This is a genomic window from Ahrensia marina (assembly GCF_042140245.1).
GTDB lineage: Bacteria > Pseudomonadota > Alphaproteobacteria > Rhizobiales > MH13 > MH13.
This window is the reverse complement of sequence record NZ_CP159483.1, coordinates 47,977-66,571: the sequence shown is the minus strand read 5'-3', so window position 1 is coordinate 66,571 and position 18,595 is coordinate 47,977. Positions and strand designations below refer to the sequence as shown.

At 57.7% G+C, this 18,595-nt stretch carries 19 protein-coding genes; 11 read left to right on the top strand and 8 right to left on the bottom strand.

The genetic code is table 11. From position 1 onward, the window contains the following. Window positions 1-7: 7 nt before the first annotated feature. Together ABWH92_RS00340 and glyS are read left to right on the top strand one after the other, a co-directional pair. Window positions 8-394, top strand: coding sequence for a VOC family protein (locus tag ABWH92_RS00340; RefSeq protein ID WP_375571088.1), 387 nt, complete (start codon window positions 8-10; stop codon window positions 392-394). A gap of 47 nt (window positions 395-441) precedes the next feature. Continuing rightward, window positions 442-2,727 (top strand): glycine--tRNA ligase subunit beta, encoded by a 2,286-nt coding sequence (gene glyS / locus ABWH92_RS00335; RefSeq protein WP_375571086.1) that lies wholly within the window; start codon window positions 442-444, stop codon window positions 2,725-2,727. Window positions 2,728-2,842: 115 nt separating this feature from the next. Here glyS and ABWH92_RS00330 read toward each other — a convergent pair whose 3' ends face one another. From ABWH92_RS00330 to fabI, 5 genes are all read right to left on the bottom strand, one after another. Beyond that, window positions 2,843-3,403 (bottom strand): hypothetical protein, encoded by a 561-nt coding sequence (locus ABWH92_RS00330; protein WP_375571084.1) that lies wholly within the window; start codon window positions 3,401-3,403, stop codon window positions 2,843-2,845. A gap of 4 nt (window positions 3,404-3,407) precedes the next feature. Further along, entirely contained in the window at window positions 3,408-4,514 is a 1,107-nt protein-coding gene (gene ribB / locus ABWH92_RS00325; protein ID WP_375571082.1) for a 3,4-dihydroxy-2-butanone-4-phosphate synthase, read from the bottom strand. A gap of 2 nt (window positions 4,515-4,516) precedes the next feature. Next, window positions 4,517-5,605: a chorismate synthase gene (gene aroC / locus ABWH92_RS00320; protein WP_375571080.1), complete on the bottom strand. Its 1,089-nt coding sequence runs from the start codon at window positions 5,603-5,605 to the stop codon at window positions 4,517-4,519. A 123-nt stretch (window positions 5,606-5,728) separates the two neighbouring features. Next, window positions 5,729-6,334, bottom strand: coding sequence for a histidine phosphatase family protein (locus ABWH92_RS00315; RefSeq protein WP_375571079.1), 606 nt, complete (start codon window positions 6,332-6,334; stop codon window positions 5,729-5,731). 12 nt (window positions 6,335-6,346) lie between these two features. Continuing rightward, window positions 6,347-7,144, bottom strand: coding sequence for an enoyl-ACP reductase FabI (fabI, locus tag ABWH92_RS00310; protein ID WP_375574295.1), 798 nt, complete (start codon window positions 7,142-7,144; stop codon window positions 6,347-6,349). 158 nt (window positions 7,145-7,302) lie between these two features. Here fabI and ABWH92_RS00305 point away from each other — a divergent pair, with 158 nt between their 5' ends. Beyond that, window positions 7,303-8,718 carry an FAD-binding oxidoreductase gene (locus ABWH92_RS00305; protein ID WP_375571077.1) on the top strand — a complete coding sequence of 472 codons (1,416 nt, stop codon included), beginning with the start codon at window positions 7,303-7,305 and terminating at the stop codon, window positions 8,716-8,718. A 49-nt stretch (window positions 8,719-8,767) separates the two neighbouring features. Here the strand turns inward: ABWH92_RS00305 and ABWH92_RS00300 are convergent, their stop codons facing one another. After that, window positions 8,768-9,493, bottom strand: a complete 726-nt coding sequence (locus ABWH92_RS00300; RefSeq protein ID WP_375571075.1) for an SOS response-associated peptidase — start codon at window positions 9,491-9,493, stop codon at window positions 8,768-8,770. Window positions 9,494-9,619: 126 nt separating this feature from the next. Between ABWH92_RS00300 and ABWH92_RS00295 the strand changes: the two genes are divergently transcribed. The 7 genes from ABWH92_RS00295 (at window position 9,620) to ABWH92_RS00265 (ending at window position 14,840) form a co-directional block, all read left to right on the top strand. Beyond that, entirely contained in the window at window positions 9,620-10,138 is a 519-nt protein-coding gene (locus ABWH92_RS00295) for a hypothetical protein (RefSeq protein WP_375571074.1), read from the top strand. A 99-nt stretch (window positions 10,139-10,237) separates the two neighbouring features. Continuing rightward, window positions 10,238-11,281 (top strand): DUF3179 domain-containing protein, encoded by a 1,044-nt coding sequence (locus ABWH92_RS00290; RefSeq protein ID WP_375571072.1) that lies wholly within the window; start codon window positions 10,238-10,240, stop codon window positions 11,279-11,281. A 53-nt stretch (window positions 11,282-11,334) separates the two neighbouring features. Further along, the gene (locus tag ABWH92_RS00285; protein ID WP_375571070.1) at window positions 11,335-12,120 is read left to right on the top strand and encodes a YgfZ/GcvT domain-containing protein; all 786 of its coding nucleotides are present in this window, start codon (window positions 11,335-11,337) and stop codon (window positions 12,118-12,120) included. A gap of 69 nt (window positions 12,121-12,189) precedes the next feature. Then, window positions 12,190-12,813, top strand: a complete 624-nt coding sequence (locus tag ABWH92_RS00280; protein WP_375574294.1) for a YfbR-like 5'-deoxynucleotidase — start codon at window positions 12,190-12,192, stop codon at window positions 12,811-12,813. A 13-nt stretch (window positions 12,814-12,826) separates the two neighbouring features. After that, entirely contained in the window at window positions 12,827-13,363 is a 537-nt protein-coding gene (locus ABWH92_RS00275) for a tyrosine phosphatase family protein (protein ID WP_375571069.1), read from the top strand. Further along, window positions 13,350-14,351 (top strand): NAD regulator, encoded by a 1,002-nt coding sequence (locus tag ABWH92_RS00270; RefSeq protein ID WP_375571068.1) that lies wholly within the window; start codon window positions 13,350-13,352, stop codon window positions 14,349-14,351. The genes ABWH92_RS00275 and ABWH92_RS00270 overlap by 14 nt, the downstream gene beginning before the upstream one ends. Window positions 14,352-14,519: 168 nt before the next feature. Then, window positions 14,520-14,840 carry a hypothetical protein gene (locus ABWH92_RS00265; protein WP_375571066.1) on the top strand — a complete coding sequence of 107 codons (321 nt, stop codon included), beginning with the start codon at window positions 14,520-14,522 and terminating at the stop codon, window positions 14,838-14,840. 10 nt (window positions 14,841-14,850) lie between these two features. On the opposite strand, the gene ABWH92_RS00260 is transcribed toward ABWH92_RS00265, so the two are convergent. Both ABWH92_RS00260 and ABWH92_RS00255 read right to left on the bottom strand, forming a co-directional pair. Further along, the gene (locus tag ABWH92_RS00260; protein WP_375571064.1) at window positions 14,851-15,852 is read right to left on the bottom strand and encodes an MDR family oxidoreductase; all 1,002 of its coding nucleotides are present in this window, start codon (window positions 15,850-15,852) and stop codon (window positions 14,851-14,853) included. Between the two features lie 12 nt (window positions 15,853-15,864). Further along, on the bottom strand, window positions 15,865-17,112 hold the full coding sequence (locus tag ABWH92_RS00255; protein WP_375571063.1) for an MFS transporter: 1,248 nt from the start codon (window positions 17,110-17,112) through the stop codon (window positions 15,865-15,867). Window positions 17,113-17,450: 338 nt separating this feature from the next. Between ABWH92_RS00255 and nadA the strand changes: the two genes are divergently transcribed. Continuing rightward, window positions 17,451-18,572, top strand: a complete 1,122-nt coding sequence (nadA, locus tag ABWH92_RS00250) for a quinolinate synthase NadA (protein ID WP_375571061.1) — start codon at window positions 17,451-17,453, stop codon at window positions 18,570-18,572. Window positions 18,573-18,595: the final 23 nt, after the last annotated feature.

Genomic DNA, 18,595 nt, shown 5'->3' with positions numbered 1-18,595 from the left:
GACCGAAATGGCCAAACTGCTTGAACAAGCGCCTGTTTTGCTGGCCAAAGATTTGGAGGCATCAATAGCGTATTGGCGCGATGCCTTGGGTTTCAAACTGCGCCCTTATGGCGATCCGAAACCCACCTTTGCCATCGGTCGCCGCGATACCTGTTTCGTGATGCTGTCCCAGGCCCCAGACGATCATGAGATCGTGCCGCATTGGAAAGTGGTCGACAAAATGTGGAACGCGTACTTCTGGGTCGATGATGCCAAAGCATTCTATGAGGAATGTGTGGCGAACGGCGCAAAGATCGACTACACGCTGTGCCAACAACCCTACAACGTTCTCGAATTCGGCATTCAGGACCTGGATGGCCATGACATCGCGTTTGGCCAAGACCTCGAACAGTAGGTCTTAGTGGACCTGAATTCGCCGTCAGCCCCTTAAGCGATCTCTCTATGCCCGACCTGTTGCTTGAACTGTTTTCTGAAGAAATCCCTGCGCGCATGCAGACCCGTGCGGCAGAAGACCTTCGAAAAGGCATCACCAACCGATTGGTGGATGCTGGGCTTGTCTATGAGGGAGCCAAAGCGTTCGTCACGCCGCGCCGCTTGGCACTGCATGTGGCTGGTGTTCCCACCCGTTCGCCCGATGTGAACGAGGAAAAGAAGGGTCCACGTGTTGGCGCGCCGGAGAAGGCGATTGAAGGCTTTTTGCGGGGTGCTGGGCTTGCCTCGATTGACGAGGCAGAAACGGTCGAAGACCCGAAGAAAGGGGCCTTCTACCTCGCTAAGATTGTCAAGCCTGGGCGCGCTGCCGAAGACATCATCGCCGAGGCGGTGAAAGAGGTTGTGGAGACTTTCCCCTGGCCGAAATCGATGCGTTGGGGCTCGGGGCCTTTGCGGTGGGTGCGCCCGCTGCACTCCATCCTCTGCACCTTTGGGCCGGAAACCGAAGACCCTGTTGTGATACCTATTGAGGTTGGCGGCATCACAGCGTCGAACACCACCGAGGGGCATCGCTTCCACGCGCCAGATCGTTTTGCCGTGCGCCGGCTCGACGACTACCAGACCAAGCTGGAAGCCGCCAAAGTTGTGCTCGACACCGAGCGGCGCAAAGCCATCATCGAGACCGAGGCAAAGAACCTTGCCTTTGCGCAAGGTCTGGAATTGGTTGAAGACCCCGGCCTGCTGGACGAGGTGGCCGGATTGGTCGAATGGCCGGTCGTCATGATGGGTTCGTTCGATGAGGCGTTTTTGCAGATCCCCGATGCGGTGATCCGCGCCACCATCCGCGCCAACCAAAAATGCTTCGTGCTGCGCGATCCTTCCACGGGCGACCTCGCCAATAAGTTCCTGCTTACCTCTAACATCGTGCCCGATGATGGTGGTGCAGCCGTGGTTGAAGGCAATGAGCGGGTCATCGCCGCACGCCTCTCCGACGCGCTCTATTTCTGGCAGACCGATCAGGCCAATTTGCCGGACTTGCATGCACTGGAAGAGAGTGCGGATAAGCTGGGTCTGGACCTTTCGAAGCCATTGGATCAGCGCAGTGCACGTTTGGATGCTCTGAATGTGGTGTTCCATGCCAAGCTTGGCACGCAAGGCGAGCGCATCGCCCGCATCGCGGCGCTTTCGCGCACCGTCGCTGAGATCATCGACGCTGATCCTGATCTGGCGGAACACGCTGCCAAGCTTGCAAAGGCTGATCTTCAAACTGAGGTGGTCGGCGAGTTCCCGGAACTTCAGGGTTTCATGGGCGCGCGCTACGCTGCGCTTCAGGGCGAAGACCCATCTGTCGTTGCGGCGATTGAGGATCACTATAAACCGCAAGGCCCATCAAACTCCGTGCCGGCCGATCTGGTCGCCGTCTCCGTCGCGCTTGCCGATAAGCTCGACACGCTCTGCGGCTTCTGGGCCATCGACGAGAAGCCAACTGGCTCGAAAGACCCTTATGCGCTGCGACGCGCGGCCTTGGGTGTCGTGCGGTTGGTGCGTGAGAATGGGTTGGAGATCAGCGTTCGCCTGCTTTTAGCCCTACATACCCCAGCACTTGTTAGTGCTTTGAGTGAGTTGGCGATCCAGCATCGAATAGAAAAAGATAGCGATCTTCCGATCGAACAACTCGTCGAGAAAGTCGAACAAGCTGATGAATTGGTACTCGGAATTCAAGCAGTAGGTGCATCGTTAGCATCAACGGCATACAATTCGATCATTGATGCTGAAACCGGTCTGATGGCTTTCATCATCGACCGCCTCAAGGTCGCACTCCGCGACGAAGGCATCGGTCATGATGTGGTCGATGCTTCTGCATCAGCTGGGCAGGGGGACATCCTTCGCACGGTTCAGGCCGCCGATGCCCTCTCCAAACTGCTTGAATCCGATGATGGCCAAAATCTTCTGGCGGGCTATCGCCGTGCCGCCAACATTCTGGCTGCCGAAGAGAGAAAGGACACCAGGGTTGCCGAAAGTATCGATGCATCTTTGTTTGAGCAGGCCGAAGAGGGCGTGTTGAATGACGCTTTGTCCACAACGGCGACAACCTCGCATCAGGCCATCGAGAAGGGCGACTTCGAAGCGGCGATGCACGCTCTCGCAACCCTGCGCGGACCCATTGATGCATTCTTCGACGCCGTGCTGGTGAACGCTGAGGACGAGGCCGTGCGCGCCAACCGGTTAGCGCTTCTGGAAGGCGTGCGCCGTGAAATCGGCGCTGTGGCTGATCTGTCAAAGATCGAGGGCTGATCCCACAATCGTCATGGGCGGATAAAGTCCGGGACGCTGAAAGCGATCCAGGACCTCAATGGTCAAGTGGCGCGAGGCCCCGGCTGACCTTCGGTGTCCGGGGCTTGGTGCAATCTCACCCCAGCTCCACGCGTACGTCCTGGACCTCTTTCAAAAGGTCAGGGCGGAAGGCGAGCAGGTGATCAACCAGGTTCACCGGATCTTTGGCCAGCGGATGCAGGTCGATGGAAATCGTATTGCCCTCGCGTTTCCACGCCTTCACCATGGGTGCTTTCCAAAACGGCACATCGTCCTGTTCGGTGACCACGGTCTCCGGCGCGGCACGAAGCTCTACATGCAGCGTGTGCAAGCGCAGTGTTCTAAGAGCGCGCTGCTGGTGACGCACGCTCTTGATCGCAGCCCATGGGATAATGCCCAGCCGCTCAAAATAGAGGCCACGGGAGTCTGCACCCATCCGCACGACACCCTTTTCGATCAGCGGATAGAAATAGAGCGAAACAACAAGCCCAATGGGCACCATGATCAGGAAAACGAACTGACCCTGGACAAAAAAGGCCAGAACGCCGAGCGCCGCCAGCACGATCCCACCATAGGCCATCATATCGCCAGTACCTGACAGGTAGTTCACGCCCAAAGAGCGCGGTGTTGGCGAGTGGGCACTAAAGGGATCGCTCATGTGCTTAGAAGATTTCCGTGTCGGTGATCGTCAGGCCAAAGCCCTCCAAACCAACATAGGTGCGTTTTTGGCTCGACAACAGCCGTATCGATGTCAGCCCCAAATCCCGCAAGATCTGTGCGCCAAGGCCGATCTCGCGCCATTGGTTGGCCCGCAGGCTTGCGGTCTGGTGATCATCATCGATGTCTTGGGTTGAGCGGGCATGGCGGGCGCTGGTTGGTGCAACACCCACCGAGCCTTCGCGAAGATAAACAATCACCCCGCGACCCTCTTTGGCCAACCGCTCCATGATCTCATCCAGACGACCATGCGTGCCAAAAACATCCTCACTGACCTGCTCCAAATGCAGGCGCACCGGAACATCCTGCGCACCGTCGACATTGCCGTAGACCACGGCAAGATGCTGCATGGCATCGAAGGGTACTTCATAGCTGTAGGCCCGTGCCGGCCCATGACGGGTATCGATGTCAGCCTCGTCAACACGATTGACCAGCCGCTCTGACTTCTGTCGCCAAGCAATGAGGTCTGCAACGGAGAGCGAGACCAGATTATACTCTTTGGCAAAGGCAGAGACTTCTGGGCCCCGCTTCACCGTACCGTCATCATTGACCAATTCGGCCAGTACGCCCACCGGCTGAAGCCCAGCCAGCTTGCAGAGATCGACGCACGCTTCGGTGTGCCCGGAACGCACAAGCACACCCCCTTCGCGGGCGATGAGCGGAAAGACATGGCCAGGGCGAACGAAATCGTCAGCGCCGACATTGCCATTGGCCAGCGCGCGCACCGTGTTGGTACGCTCTTCAGCTGAAATGCCCGTGGTGAGGCCGTGTTTGACATCGACTGAGATCGTGAAGGCAGTCGCCAGCGGGGCGTCGTTGGCCGAGACCATCGGGTCGAGGCGCAACCGTTTGGCGCTGGCTGGTGGCATGGGCGCACAGACAATGCCGGAGGTGTGGCGTACGATGAAGGCCATAGCTTCTGGTGTGCAGTGCTCGGCCGCAACGAACAGATCGCCCTCGTTTTCGCGGTCATCATCATCGGTGACGACCAGCATCGCGCCTTGCTTGAAAGCGTCGATAGCGGCCTGCACATGGCTTAAATCACGATCCAAAATCAGGTTCCTACCTGTCCACGGTGTCTTAAAAAATGATCGGCCAGCACCAAAGCCATCATGGCTTCGCCAACGGGTACGGCGCGGATGCCGACGCAGGGGTCGTGCCGACCTTTGGTCATCACATCAACTTCGTCACCCTCGCGTGTCACGCTTTGGCGCGGTGTGAGAATTGAGGAGGTCGGTTTAACGGCAAAGCGCACCACAACTGGTTCGCCACTGGAAATACCGCCAAGCACACCACCGGCTTTGTTAGAAAGGAAAACGGGCTTTCCATCGTCTCCCATGCGCATCTCATCAGCGTTCTCTTCGCCGGTGATCGCTGCCGCTTCGAACCCGTTGCCAATCTCCACGCCTTTGACAGCGTTGATGCTCATCATGGCCGCGGCCAAATCGCCATCAAGTTTGCCGTAAACCGGCGCGCCGAGCCCGGCTGGCACATTCTCAGCGACCACTTCGATCACGGCACCGACCGATGAACCTTGCTTACGGATGCCGTCGAGATAGTCCGCCCAGCGTTTAGCCGTCCCAGCATCAGGGCAGAAGAACGGGTTTTGACCCACCTGGTCCCAATCCCAATTGTCTCGATCCACCTTGTGGGGGCCCATCTGCACCAACGCGCCGCGTATCGTCATGCCCGCCACAACCTTGCGGGCGATGGCACCGGCGGCCACCCGCGCTGCTGTTTCACGGGCTGAAGAGCGCCCGCCACCGCGATAGTCGCGGATGCCGTATTTGGCGTCATAGGTGTAGTCGGCATGGCCAGGACGGTAGCGGGTCTTGATCTCGCTATAGTCTTTTGAACGTTGATCGGTGTTCTCGATCATCAGGCCAATGGGCGTGCCGGTTGTCTTCTGAACGCCGTCTTCGTCGACCATCACGCCGGACAAGATTTTCACCTGATCGGGTTCGCGCCGCTGCGTGGTGTATTTGCTTTGACCGGGCTTGCGACGATCCAGATCACCTTGGATATCGGCTTCGGTGAGTGGGATCAGCGGCGGGCAACCATCCACCACACAGCCCAGCGCCGGGCCGTGGCTTTCACCGAAGCTGGTGAAGCGAAACAAATGTCCAAAACTGTTGTGAGACATGGAAGCCCAAATATCAGTGTCGTGCGTTGGTGCTACACCGGGCCATGGGGGTCGTCAAACAAAGCGAGCAAGACGATCTGTCTCACCATAGCCGACAATCGCCTCGCGAGGCGGCGTGGCGTCTTAGAGCCAGAACCCCTGGCCGTCCTGTATCAGGTAGATTTTGTCCTGCGGGACATCCAACCTTGGGATCTCCTCGCTCTCAAGATCAAACAGCAGTCCACGCACAGCGCGCGACACACCGCCATGGGAGACGGCGACCGTTGGCCGGTCTAAGCTCTCAAGCCAAGGGCGCATGCGCTGTGAGAGCATTTGATAGCTCTCACCACCGGGTGGCACAAAGCCCCATTTGTCAGCCTCGCGCTCGGTGACGGATTGCTGGTCGAGAGCCTGTAGCTCATCGAACGTCTTACCTTCCCACTGGCCGAAGGTGATCTCCCTTAGCCGATCATCCCGGGTAAACCCTGTCTCAGGATCAAGATCGAGGCCCTGACGGACCAGGCCCATCGTGCGGATACAACGACCGAGCGGTGAGGCAACAAAGGTGAAGTCCTTTAGCTCAAAGGCTTCATCGTCAAAGACGCCTTTCAGGCGCCGCCCGTTACGTGTGGCCTGCCACGTGCCGGTCTCGTTGATCGGAATATCTTGTCCGCCCTGAAGCCGACCTTCCTTGTTCCAGTCGGTTTGGCCATGGCGGATGAAGATGAGGGGATGAGAAAGTTGGATCACGCGCGTTCGATATCAGTCTTTGACGACAGAAATATCTGGCGCATCCACAGCCTTCATGCCGACGACATGATAACCGGAATCCACATGGTGCACTTCACCGGTCACACCGCGTGAGAGGGGCGAAAGCAAGTACACCGCCGCGTCGCCAACCTCGTCGATGGAGACGGTCTTTTTCAGCGGCGAGTTGTACTCGTTCCACTTCAGAATATAGCGAAAATCGCCAATGCCAGAGGCGGCGAGGGTCTTGATGGGCCCGGCTGATAGCGCGTTCACACGAATGCCTTGGCCTCCCAGATCAACAGCAAGGTAACGCACGGACGCTTCAAGAGCGGCCTTGGCAACACCCATCACATTGTAATGCGGCATCACACGCTCAGCGCCATAATAGGTGAGGGTGATGGCTGATCCACCATCGCTCATCAGTTTTTCAGCGCGCTGCATAAGGGCGGTGAAAGAGTAAACGGAGATGTTCATCGAGCGATCAAAGTTTTCCGCGCTCGTATCGACATAGCGTCCAGTCAGTTCGTCCTTGTCGGAAAACGCAATGGCATGGACCAGAAAGTCCAACTTGCCCCATTTTGATTCGACCGCTGCCATCACCGCGTCCATCGATGCTGGGTCTGTCACATCGCAATGGCCGAACACTTCGCCGCCCAGCTCCTGTGCAAGTGGTTCCACGCGCTTTTTCAACGCTTCTCCTTGGTAGGTAAAGCCAAGCTCTGCGCCATGTTCACGGCACGCTTTGGCAATACCCCAAGCGATGGAGCGATTGTTGGCAAGGCCAAGGATAAGGCCGCGTTTGCCTTCCATTATGGGACCAGACACGAAGGATAACCCTCTGATTGAAAAGGTGGAAGAATGGGTGCGGAAACGCCGATCTGGCGGTGCGGCGGTTCTTACCCTAGGACGTGTGTAAGGAAAAGCCCTGCCAGGTGAGCACGCGCTGGGCAATGAAGGAGAGAGCGGCCATGCTTGCCGAAACTGCCAAGGACTTGTCGCGCCTGTTGGGTGATCAAGCGGTGATCACGGATCCTGAAGCGCAGGAACCTTTTTTGCACGAATGGCGCGATCGCTATGTCGGCAAAGCGGCAGCCATCGTTCAGCCACGTACCATTGGGGAGGTGTGCCAAACGCTGCGATTTGCCAACGAGAACCGCATCGCCGTGGTGCCGCAAGGGGGGAACACAGGGCTGGTCGGTGGGCAGACACCAGACCAATCAGGCAGCGCGATTGTGCTGTCTTTGGCCAAGCTCAATCAGATTCGAGAGGTTGATCCGGTTGGGGGCGTCATCACAGTTGATTCAGGTGTTGTGCTGCAAACTCTTCAGGATGCCGCGGTCAAAGCGGGTCGTCTCTTCCCCCTGTCTTTGGGTGCGGAAGGCTCGTGCATGATTGGTGGCAACCTCTCCACAAATGCAGGTGGGACGGGCGTTTTGGCCTATGGCAACACACGCGATTTGGTGCTCGGGTTGGAAGTTGCGCTGCCTGATGGGCGGCTCTGGAATGGCCTCTCTAAGCTGCGCAAAGACAACACCGGTTATGATCTGAAACATCTCTTCATCGGCGCTGAAGGCACACTTGGTGTCATCACCGGGGCAAGCTTGAAACTCTTCCCCAAGCCGAAGGGCATGCGCACCGCAATGATCGGATTGGCGTCACCGTATGAAGCGTTGAAGCTGTTTTCACTGATGCAAGACATGGCTGGGCCATCGCTCACAGGTTTTGAAATCATGCCACGCATTGGCATCGAGTTTCTCACCCGCAACATGGATGGCATGCGCGATCCGCTGGAACATGAGCACGCCTGGTACGTGCTCGCCGAGATATCCTCAGGCCGTGGTGACGATGACGCTGAGGGCCTTTTGATGCAATCAATGGAAACATCGTTTGAAGAAGGGCTTGTGGAAGACGCAGCCATTGCGCAGTCGCTGGACCAGGCCAACGCGTTTTGGGCGATGCGTCATGGTCTCTCCGAAGCGCAAAAACCGGAAGGCGGGTCCATCAAGCATGATGTCTCAGTGCCGGTGGCCAGCGTCGCTGATTTTCTTGATGAGGCGATGGCGGCCGTTGTGGAGATGGTGCCCGGATGCCGCCCTGTACCGTTTGGCCATCTGGGCGATGGCAACATCCACTTCAACGTGTCGCAGCCTGTTGGCGCAGACCGCGCAGAATATCTCACCAACTACGAGACGATGAATGAGCGCGTGCACGCCATTGTCACGGCCTATGGCGGTTCCATCTCTGCCGAACACGGCATCGGTCAAGCCAAACGGGATCTTTTGCCCGGTGTGAAAGATCCTGTCGCTCTGGCGCTGATGCGGACGCTGAAAGACGCCATTGACCCCAATGGGATTATGAACCCGGGTAAAGTCTTACAGGACTAGCAACCAATCCACCGTCATTGCCCGGTCAAGCCCGGCCATCACGGACAAATCAAAACAGATCCATCTGCGGATCGGGTTTCGGTGGTTCCACTGGCATCGGCGCGACTTCGTCCAGGAGCTGCGGGCCATCCACGCCAGCGCGATTTACAACCTTGTCCACCGGCCAAAGCTTCCACGCGTTCGGCTGCGGCACGCGCAGTGGTTCCAGCGCCATGTTCGCATCCACCGCTCGACAATCCAGCCAACTGGTATAGTGATCGGGCGGAACAACCACGGGCATGCGGTGGTGTATGGCGGCGATATCTCCATCGGCCTGCTGTGTGAGAATCGCCAGTGTGGAAAAGACCTCACCGTCCTTGCCGGCCCATTCGTCCACAATGCCCGCCATCGCAAACAGACCATCCTGGCCATCAGGCACTTTGCGATCCACCGCATAGGGTTGCTTGTCTTTGCCCTCGCGTCGCCATTCATAAAAGTGCGTGGCTGGAACAAGCACACGACGATGTCGGATAGCGGTCTTGAAGGAGGGTTTGTCCAACACCGTTTCGCTGCGCGCATTGATCAGCAACTGTGCATTCTGTGGGTCCTTATGCCAGGAAGGGATGAGGCCCCAGCGCGCATAGTCGGCGCGCACCTCACCGGTAAACTGCTGGATGTGGAGCACCGGCTGCGTCGGCGTGATGTTGTACCGCGGCTCGTACGGACCATCTGGTATCACGCCAAACAGTGCATCCAACTCATCACGCGGAGACATCAGCACAAAGCGTCCGCACATTTCTGAAAACTCCCACCAACTTACTGTCGGCCCTAGATGGCCACAGCCGATGCATGGTCACAAGGTTCTGGTAACCTCTTCTCGCGTAAGTTGTGGATCGTTGTTGCCACCAAATGTTCGCGTTTGATGCTTTCTCTGTCGCCTTTCAGCCCCGATGCTTTGGCCGCCGCCAACATCAATCCGTCCAGCTTTCTGGCCACGGATTATCTCAACCACTTCAATGAGGTGGTGATGTTGATGGAGATGGTGCCGGACATGCCTGACATGGCCGAGGAAGTTATGGCGTGGGAGCCGCGCGGCTATACAGAGCATTTCGAGCAGTCTGTGTTCGCCGATAAGGCGCTTGCTATTGAGGCCTATCAAGCAGCTCCAGCAGCTACCAAGGCGCGCTTTGATGCGGTGGTTGCCGACTTGGACAAGCAGATCGTGGATATCCAGATTTTGCTGTCAGGCGTTGATACCAGCGCGTCAATGGACCCTGCTTTGGCAGATCGGTTGATGATGACCATCGTCAACGAGTTACGTCCGGCCATTGATCGGGCCAGCGGCATCATCAATGCGGTTGATGACGAGGCGCAAGCTGGCATTCCAACCGATGAAACCAAGATGCGTGCGCAAGACGCCGTCGACGAGCTTTTTGGCTAGTTTCTAGCGGCTCACCTCGCGGCAAGTTGATCAACGGTGTGTGGCCTAATCGGCTGGCTCGAAGCACTATGCGAGCCATCCAAAGGAGGCTCGACCGTCATGAATGCCCGCCCAACACCCTCTCAAGCTTACGCGAAGGCTCGTGCGCTGACTGATCATCGCGCGTCTTTTGCAAAAGCTGCTCTGTTCGTTGCCGGTATCGCGTTGTCCGCACTGCTCGCCAGCCAAGCCTTTGCCAACCCTGACCGTTGGCAACGCGAAGGTTGGTCCACTGACTTTACCCAAGCGACCGTCGATCTGGGCGAGATCATGGATGGCGGACCACGCCGGGATGGTATTCCACCCATCGACAATCCGAGCTTCATTCCTGTGTCAGAAGTGGAGCATTTGAACCCGCTCGACCCGGTGATGAGCTTCACACACAATGGCGAAACCCGTGCGTATCCGTTGCGCGTGATGACGTTCCACGAAATCGTCAACGATGAAGTGGGTGGTATGCCTGTCTCCGTCACCTATTGTCCGCTGTGCAACGCGGCGATCGTGTTTGATCGCAACGTGGATGGCGAGATTTTGGATTTTGGTACCACGGGCAAGCTGCGCCGCTCCGATCTGGTGATGTATGACCGCCAGACTGACAGCTGGTGGCAGCAGTTCTCAGGTGAATCAATCACGGGTTCTTACGCGGGCACTGCGTTGACGATGCTGCCCTCACAGCTTGTCAGTTGGGAACGGTTTGCTGAAGCAAATCCCGACGCGATGGTGCTCGAAGACCCACTAAATTTTCGCCGCCCTTATGGCATGAACCCCTATCGCGGCTACGATACGCTGGCGCAGCCATTCCTTTACAATGGACCGTTTCCTGACGGCATTGCGCCACTGCAACGGGTGGTGATGGTTCGCCACGGTGACACCGAGTTTGCCATTTCCACCGCAAAACTGGCCGAGGAAGGCAGTTTTGAACATGACGGTGTTGAGGTGGTTTTCACTCCTGGGCAGGCTTCTGCACTTGATAGCGAAATCATTGCCGAGGGCCGCGATGTCGGCAACATTACGGTGACCATGGATGGTGAACCAGTTGTGCACGATGTGACGTTTGCTTTTGTGGTTCACGCGTTTGAACCTGATCTTGAGATCATTCAGTAGGGCACTTATCTCGTTGGAAAGGTCTTCCTTTCCATCATGGGTGCGCCATCGCCATGCCTCTTGCTCAGCTTCTCCATCGTGCCCTCCTTCTGGTTGAAGGAGAGGATGCCGAGCATTTTCTTGAAGGCTTGATCACCTCAGAGCTTCCAGGCGACGGAGAGGTGCGAGGATCAGCGTTGCTCACACCGCAGGGCAAGCTTCTCTTCTCGTTCCTCGTCAGCAAGCACGGGGAAGGCTTCGCGCTGGAGTGCGATGCCAGCGAGATTGACGCGCTCACCAAGCGGCTCACGCTTTACAAGCTACGCGCCAAGGTCACGCTCACCCCATCGGATTTGCAAGTGTTTTCAGGCGTTGCAGATGGTTTGAAGGATGCCCGTCACCCCCAAATGGGCGTTCGCCATTATGGCGCAGCAAACGCGACGGAAACCGCTGAGGCTTATCATGCCCATCGCGCGGCGCTCGGCGTGCTGGAAGGTCCATCTGAAGTTCTTGCAAGCCAGGATTTTCCGCACGATGTCGCGCTTGATCTCACCGATGCAGTGTCCTTTTCCAAAGGCTGCTTTGTTGGCCAAGAGGTGGTGAGCCGAGTGAAGCATCGTGGCACATCACGGCGGCGGCCTGTGCTCGTCACAGGCGAAACTGTAAGCATTGGCGATACCGTGCAGGTTGGTGAGCGCGAGGTCGGCACCATTCGTTTGGTGGCGGGCAACAACGCTGTCGCCGTGGTGCGCATCGATCAACTCAAAGGCCCTGCTCATGTGAATGGTGCGCCGGTTGAGCTTGCCCCGCCCCCTTATGCCACTTACAGCCTTGGGCCAGAGGCCAAAAACCAAGACTAAGACTGCCAAGGGACACGCGTGCCGCGCACATCTGCAAGCCAATCGAAACAAGCACGCGTGTGGCAGCGCATGCTGTCGGGCCGACGGCTTGACCTGGCCGATCCGTCACCCCTCGATATCGAAGTGGAAGACATTGCCCACGGCCTTGCCCGTGTGGCGCGCTGGAATGGCCAAACCACGGGTGATCACGCCTTTTCGGTGGCACAGCACAGTTTGCTGGTTGTCGATCTGGTCGATGCTTTGGCGGGCGGTGAAGCCCCGGCGGAAGTGCGCTTGGCGGCCCTGCTGCATGATGGGCCGGAATATGTGATCGGCGACATGATTTCGCCGTTCAAAGCATTGCTCGGCGATGGCTACCGCAGCATTGAAGCGCGGTTGGCATCAGCCATTCATCTGCGCCACCAATTGCCTGCAGCCTTGCCCACGCCCATGCACAAAGCGATTAAACAGGCTGACGGCATCTCAGCGTTTCTGGAAGCCTCGCAATTGGCGGGTTTTGCAATGCTTGAAGCTGAAAAACTGTTTGGCAAACCGCCAGGCGCGCTCGCATCCATTGTCATTGAGCCGGTTTCAGCGTTGGAGGCGGAACAAGCCTTCCTTGACCGTCACGCGACTTTGTTTGAAGCGCATTTGGAAGCACTGTCGGCAAAACCAACTGGCAGAAACTCTAGCGCACACCGCGCACAACCATGATAGGCCTTGGCGCATGACGCTTTACATTTGTTCGCTTGCTGCCATCCACGATGTCGTCGCCCAAACCGGTGCCTCGCACTTGCTGACGGTGATCAGTGGCGGCACAGCGGTGGACCGCCCCAAAACGATTGCCAAAGAAAACCACCTCTACCTTGAGTTCAATGACATCACGGCGCCAGCTCAAGGGTTGGTGCCGCCAAGCCCAGCCCATGTTGAAAAAATCCTGGAGTTTGGCCGCGCCTGGGATCGTAAAGCGCCCATGGTCGTGCATTGCTGGGCAGGTGTCAGTCGCTCCACTGCAGCGGGTTACATTCTCTCTCACGCGTTGACCCCAGACAGCGATCCGCATGATCTGGCTCGTCTGTTGCGCGCCCGCGCACCGTGGGCAACGCCCAATGGCCGTATGGTAGGTTTTGCAGACGATCTGCTTGGCGCAGGCGGTGAGATGAAAGAGGCTATTTCGGCCATCGGTCGCGGCGCGATGGCCTATGAAGGCAAGCCCTTCGCGATGCCCGTTGGTGAGATGTCCGGTGGACATGGCCAAGGCTGACGACAACCAAACCATTGGGATCGATCTGACGGCAGCCGTCACCGCGCTGGTCGGCGGCTCGCCTGCAATTCTCACTGTGCCTTCACGTGATCCGTCAACAGTAGCCAGCGCACTTCCATCAGGGCCCTTTGCGCCGTTGCGCCATCGTACGTTGGAGCTTGGTCTGCGCGGTTTTGTAGAAGATCAGACCGGGTTCCGCCTGGGATACATTGAGCAGCTCTACACGTTTGGAGATCGAGGCCGTCACGCCACATCGCCATCCTCAGCGCCGCATGTCCTGTCGATTGGATATCTGGCACTTACCCGCAACGATGCCGATGAGAGCGAGGATGCGCCTTGGTCATGGCAAAGTTGGTATCAGTTTTTCCCGTGGGAAGACTGGCGCAGCGGGAGGCCTGCCATTCTTGATGAGGCCATCTTGCCGGCTTTGCATCAATGGCTGAAGGCGGAGGGGCGGGAAGAGCCGCCTGGTCGCTCGCTCAGTCGGGAACGCCGTGTTGCGCTTGCCTTTGGAGAGGCAGCTGACGATGGCAGCTTCACCTGGGACGAAGAGCGAGTTCTGGAGCGCTATGAGTTGATCTATGAGGCTGGCCTTGCCCAAGAGGCGATGCGCGATGGCCGCGCGCAAACAGACACACTGCCGACGTCCAGTATCGGCCAACCCATGGCACTGGATCATCGCCGCATCCTTGCCACCGCCATTGCCCGCCTGCGCGGAAAGATGAAATACCGCCCGGTGGTGTTCGAGCTGATGCCTCAAAGCTTCACGCTCACCGGCCTGCAATCAGCTGTTGAAGCGATTGCCGGGCGTCGCCTGCACAAGCAAAACTTCCGTCGATTGGTGGACAATGCCGGGCTTGTTGAACCGACAGGCGCCACCACCCAGGCAACTGGTGGGCGACCCGCTGCGCTCTATCGCTTCCGCCGCGATGTCATCGCTGAGCGACCGTCCGCTGGCCTGCGTTTTGGCCAGCCTGTGGTGCGATAAGCTTTCTCAACCTTCTGTTAAATGCCTGAAAAAGCTTCATTAACCCGTTTACGGCTTGTTCGGCATGCCTTGCGATTGCCACGCCGTTGCCACAATCGGTAACGGTTTTTCCGGCCTGTCCGTGCTACCTCTCTGGCAACACCAACGAACAACATATGGTGAGTTTGAATGCAGGGGCTGACAAACATGGGCGGGCGCAAGATGCCAAAAGGCACGATGCCCGCCCACACATCAAAACGTTTTTATTCGCGCTATGCGCGGACGCTTGGCGCTATCATGGTGCCTGCCATGATGGCGGGCATGACCGCTGGATTTCTGGTTTCTGATTCCAAAGGCAGCGTTGAGCCGGTCCATGACTTGGCCCAGCGTGTGGAGCTTCTGCGCTACGCGCAAACCAAAACACCGACCCTAGGAAGCGACCCCGTACGAGAGGTTCGCACCAGCGCGGTCCATCTTCCGGTCGATGATGTGGTTGAGGTCGTGCGTTAGGACAGCGAGTTTAGAGGGTCGCGACCAGTCGCCCACGTACCTTGCCGCCCATGATCTGCTGGCCTGCATCCAGCAAATCATCAAAGCCAATATGCGTGGTCATCGCGTCGAGCTTGGCCATATCGAGGTCTTTGGCAAGCTGATCATAAGCGGCTTTGCGAACGGAGATGGGCGTCATCACCAATTCCACGCCAATCAACTGCACCGCGCGCAAAATGAATGGATGCACGAACGAGGGCAGGTCGCCGCCTTGAGCGAGGCCGCAAGCGGCAACAGCGCCACCATACTTCACTTGGCTGAGTACGTTGGCGAGCGTCTTTGAGCCGACTGCATCAACCGCACCGGCCCATTTTTCGCGGGCGAGCGGTCTTACGTCGCCATTGAACTCATTGCGGTCGATGATTTCCGCGGCGCCCAAGCCCTTCAAATAGTCTTCTTCTTCCGGGCGGCCGGTGGACGCGACCACATGATAGCCACGCGCCGCCAAGATCGCGATGGCCACCGAGCCAACACCGCCCGCTGCGCCGGTGACCAAAACCGGGCCATCTTCCGGCTTAACGCCTGCCTTATCCAGCGCCATCACGCAGAGCATGGCTGTGTAGCCAGCGGTGCCAATGGCCATGGCTTGCGCAGCTGTCAAACCTGTTGGGCGGTGAATCAGCCAGTCGCCAGAGACACGGGCATAGGATGCGTAAGCGCCCATATGACCCTCGCCAACACCGAAACCGTTGAGGATCACCTCATCGCCTTCTTTGAAGTCTTCGCGGTCCGAAGCGATCACCGTGCCCGCCATGTCCACGCCGGGAATCATGGGGAACTTGCGCGCAATTGGGCCTTTGGCGGTCATCGCCAAGCCGTCTTTGAAGTTCACCGTTGTGTGCGTGACTTTGAGCGTTACGTCGCCCGGCATCAGATCATCCAGTGTGATCTCATGAACCACGGCTGGTTTGGCGCGCTTGCCATCGTCGCTGGTGATCCAAATGGCGTTAAACGGTTCAGTCGGCAGGCTCATAACATGGCATCCTTACTCAGCGGGCGAGGCTATCGGCGCGTCGGCGCGAGCTTCGCGAATAGGCCAGTGAACAATGGCGGCGAAGATGGCAAGAGCGATGCCAAGATACCAGACCACATCGTACGACCCGGAGGCATCATATAGTCTACCTCCCAACCAAACGCCGAGAAAGGCACCGATCTGGTGATTGAGGAAAACTATGCCCATCAAGGTTGCCATGTATTTCGGCCCAAACATGATGGCGACCAGGGCAGATGTTGGCGGAACCGTGGAAAGCCATAACAAACCGATCCCAGCTGAAAAGAGCAGCACCGTCAGCGGTGTTGCCGGAGTGAAAACGAAAAGCGCGATGAAAACAGCGCGCGCCAGATAGATGAGTGCAAGAAAAATCGGTTTGGAGTACCGGCTTGAGATAACACCGGCTGCCAGCGCACCCACAATGTTGAACAGGCCAATCAGAGCCAATGACCAGGCCCCCAAGCGAGGGTCTAGGCCCAAATCGTCCAGGTAGGCTGGCATATGAGCGGTGATAAATGCGAGGTGAAAGCCGCAAACAAAAAAACCAACAACAAGCAACACGTATGAGCGATGGGCGAAAGCTTGGCGAACGGCCTGGGTTAGCGTCTGTCCCTCGATATAGTCCGCAACTGCACCTTGGTCCGACCGACCTCGCAGAGCAAAAGCGAGTAAGGGAATGGCCAGCATGAGGACGCCAAGCAGCACGAGGGCTTGTTCCCACCCATAGTTGGAAATGAAAGCGCGACCGATTGGAGCGAACAGGAATTGGCCCATGGAGCCCGCCGCTGTGCCAAGGCCAAAGATGAGCGGACGTTTCTCCTCTGGAACCCGCCTCCCAAACGCGGCCAGCACGATCGAGTACGACGCCGCTGCCATACCAAGACCAACCATGATCCCAGCTGACAGGTGCAACCAACCCGGTGATGGTGCCCATGCCATCAAGACCAGCCCACCGGCGTAGACGAAACCGCCGAAAACCAGCACGCGTGCCGAGCCGTATCGGTCTGCAATCGCACCCGCAACGGGCTGACCGAGGCCCCACATCAAGTTCTGAATCGCAAGGGCTAACGCAAACACCTCACGGCTCCACCCTTGGGTCTCCGTCATGGGCACCAGAAACAACCCGAGAATGGATCGTGGTCCAAACGAGAGTAGGGAGATCAAACAACCGCAGACGATGACCAGCCAAAGGGCTGTCATTGGTACGCTAGAGCTGCCAGATGGCTGAGAGTGATTCGCCATAGGGTCACCATGGGTAAGAGCTTGCAGGCAATCCAGCCTTGGAACCCCCTAGCTACACCCGTTCAAATCCCCTCACCAACGCAATTTCTTTCACGCTCGGATCAAGAAAATTGAACCAAGCCGCCTGGAAAACCGGAAGAGTGCTTCAACCGATCGATGCCGCATCCGCCGTACCGGACGGTTCAGTACCGTTGCCGCCTTGCAAGAGGAGCAGAAAATCCCTATACTAAAACTCAACATGAGCAAAAGTCTATTCATCAGAGTTATGCTCCAAGTGAGAAATAGCCCTTGTGTGGCCTTTTGAGGGCCCCTGGGCATTTGCCTGGAGGAGGCAGATCATGACAGCCGTGCAAGAGCGCGAGTTTCGCATCGAAAGCCCACGCACACTCACCCCGGTGGCAACCCCGGACTGGCACGATGCGCCGATACCGGCGCCCTCGCGCACGTTTGAGCGCCTGCCGATGCCAGACCTTACCTACACACCTGAGGTGGAAGCTGCTGTCGGCCATCTTTACGAAAAGATGAGCCATGCGATTCCTCGCATCGAGTGGCCTGTGCACGCGCCCTACATCAAGGCGATCAACGAGCTGAAAAAAGTTCGTGGCGCAGCGATCTTGGCGCACAATTACCAGACACCAGAAATCTTCCATGGTGTGTCAGACATTGTCGGCGACAGCCTGCAACTGGCCAAGGAAGCAACGAAGGTGGATGCCGATATCATCATCCAGTGCGGCGTCCACTTTATGGCCGAGACATCCAAGCTGCTGAACCCCGAGAAAACAGTTCTCATCCCGGACATGAAAGCCGGTTGTTCACTGGCGTCGTCCATCACGGGCGCTGATGTGCGCGCATTGAAAGCGGCGTATCCCGGCGTGCCTGTGGTTGCCTATGTGAACACATCGGCAGACGTGAAGGCCGAGGTTGATATCTGTTGCACGTCCTCAAACGCCGTGCAGGTGGTCGAGAGTCTGGGCACGGATCGTGTGATCTTTTTGCCTGATCAGTATCTCGCCCGTTGGGTTGCGACCCAAACCGAGGTGGATATCATCGCCTGGAAAGGCGCCTGCGAGGTGCATGAGCGTTTCACAGGCGAAGAACTGCGCGACTACAAGGCGTCCGACCCATCGATCAAAGTGATTGCCCACCCAGAGTGCCCACCGGATGTGATCGCTGAGGCCGACTACACAGGGTCCACCGCTGGCATCATCGATTGGGTGGTGGAGAACGGTCAGGGTAAAGTGTTGATGGTCACCGAGTGCTCCATGGCCGACAATGTGGCTGCGTCAGCGCCGGATGTGGAGTTTGTGCGCCCGTGCAATCTCTGTCCGCACATGAAACGTATCACATTGCCAAAAATCCTTGATACGCTGCTCACCGTGGAAGGCGAAGTTCTCATTGCGCAAGAAATGGCCAAGCGCGCCCGCGCGTCGGTTGAAGCGATGGTGAACCTGAACAATTAGGGCCTGACCCTAAGGCTTGGGCC

What these genes read in the sequence shown, in the direction of transcription:
- ABWH92_RS00340 (WP_375571088.1), top strand. Translation starts at nt 8, where the DNA reads ATGGCCAAACTGCTTGAACAAGCGCCTGTTTTGCTGGCCAAAGATTTG.
- glyS (WP_375571086.1), top strand. Translation starts at nt 442, where the DNA reads ATGCCCGACCTGTTGCTTGAACTGTTTTCTGAAGAAATCCCTGCGCGC.
- ABWH92_RS00330 (WP_375571084.1), bottom strand. Translation starts at nt 3,403, where the DNA reads ATGAGCGATCCCTTTAGTGCCCACTCGCCAACACCGCGCTCTTTGGGC.
- aroC (WP_375571080.1), bottom strand. Translation starts at nt 5,605, where the DNA reads ATGTCTCACAACAGTTTTGGACATTTGTTTCGCTTCACCAGCTTCGGT.
- fabI (WP_375574295.1), bottom strand. Translation starts at nt 7,144, where the DNA reads ATGGAAGGCAAACGCGGCCTTATCCTTGGCCTTGCCAACAATCGCTCC.
- ABWH92_RS00305 (WP_375571077.1), top strand. Translation starts at nt 7,303, where the DNA reads ATGCTTGCCGAAACTGCCAAGGACTTGTCGCGCCTGTTGGGTGATCAA.
- ABWH92_RS00300 (WP_375571075.1), bottom strand. Translation starts at nt 9,493, where the DNA reads ATGTGCGGACGCTTTGTGCTGATGTCTCCGCGTGATGAGTTGGATGCA.
- ABWH92_RS00295 (WP_375571074.1), top strand. Translation starts at nt 9,620, where the DNA reads ATGCTTTCTCTGTCGCCTTTCAGCCCCGATGCTTTGGCCGCCGCCAAC.
- ABWH92_RS00290 (WP_375571072.1), top strand. Translation starts at nt 10,238, where the DNA reads ATGAATGCCCGCCCAACACCCTCTCAAGCTTACGCGAAGGCTCGTGCG.
- ABWH92_RS00285 (WP_375571070.1), top strand. Translation starts at nt 11,335, where the DNA reads ATGCCTCTTGCTCAGCTTCTCCATCGTGCCCTCCTTCTGGTTGAAGGA.
- ABWH92_RS00280 (WP_375574294.1), top strand. Translation starts at nt 12,190, where the DNA reads ATGCTGTCGGGCCGACGGCTTGACCTGGCCGATCCGTCACCCCTCGAT.
- ABWH92_RS00275 (WP_375571069.1), top strand. Translation starts at nt 12,827, where the DNA reads ATGACGCTTTACATTTGTTCGCTTGCTGCCATCCACGATGTCGTCGCC.
- ABWH92_RS00270 (WP_375571068.1), top strand. Translation starts at nt 13,350, where the DNA reads ATGGCCAAGGCTGACGACAACCAAACCATTGGGATCGATCTGACGGCA.
- ABWH92_RS00265 (WP_375571066.1), top strand. Translation starts at nt 14,520, where the DNA reads ATGCAGGGGCTGACAAACATGGGCGGGCGCAAGATGCCAAAAGGCACG.
- ABWH92_RS00260 (WP_375571064.1), bottom strand. Translation starts at nt 15,852, where the DNA reads ATGAGCCTGCCGACTGAACCGTTTAACGCCATTTGGATCACCAGCGAC.
- ABWH92_RS00255 (WP_375571063.1), bottom strand. Translation starts at nt 17,112, where the DNA reads ATGGCGAATCACTCTCAGCCATCTGGCAGCTCTAGCGTACCAATGACA.
- nadA (WP_375571061.1), top strand. Translation starts at nt 17,451, where the DNA reads ATGACAGCCGTGCAAGAGCGCGAGTTTCGCATCGAAAGCCCACGCACA.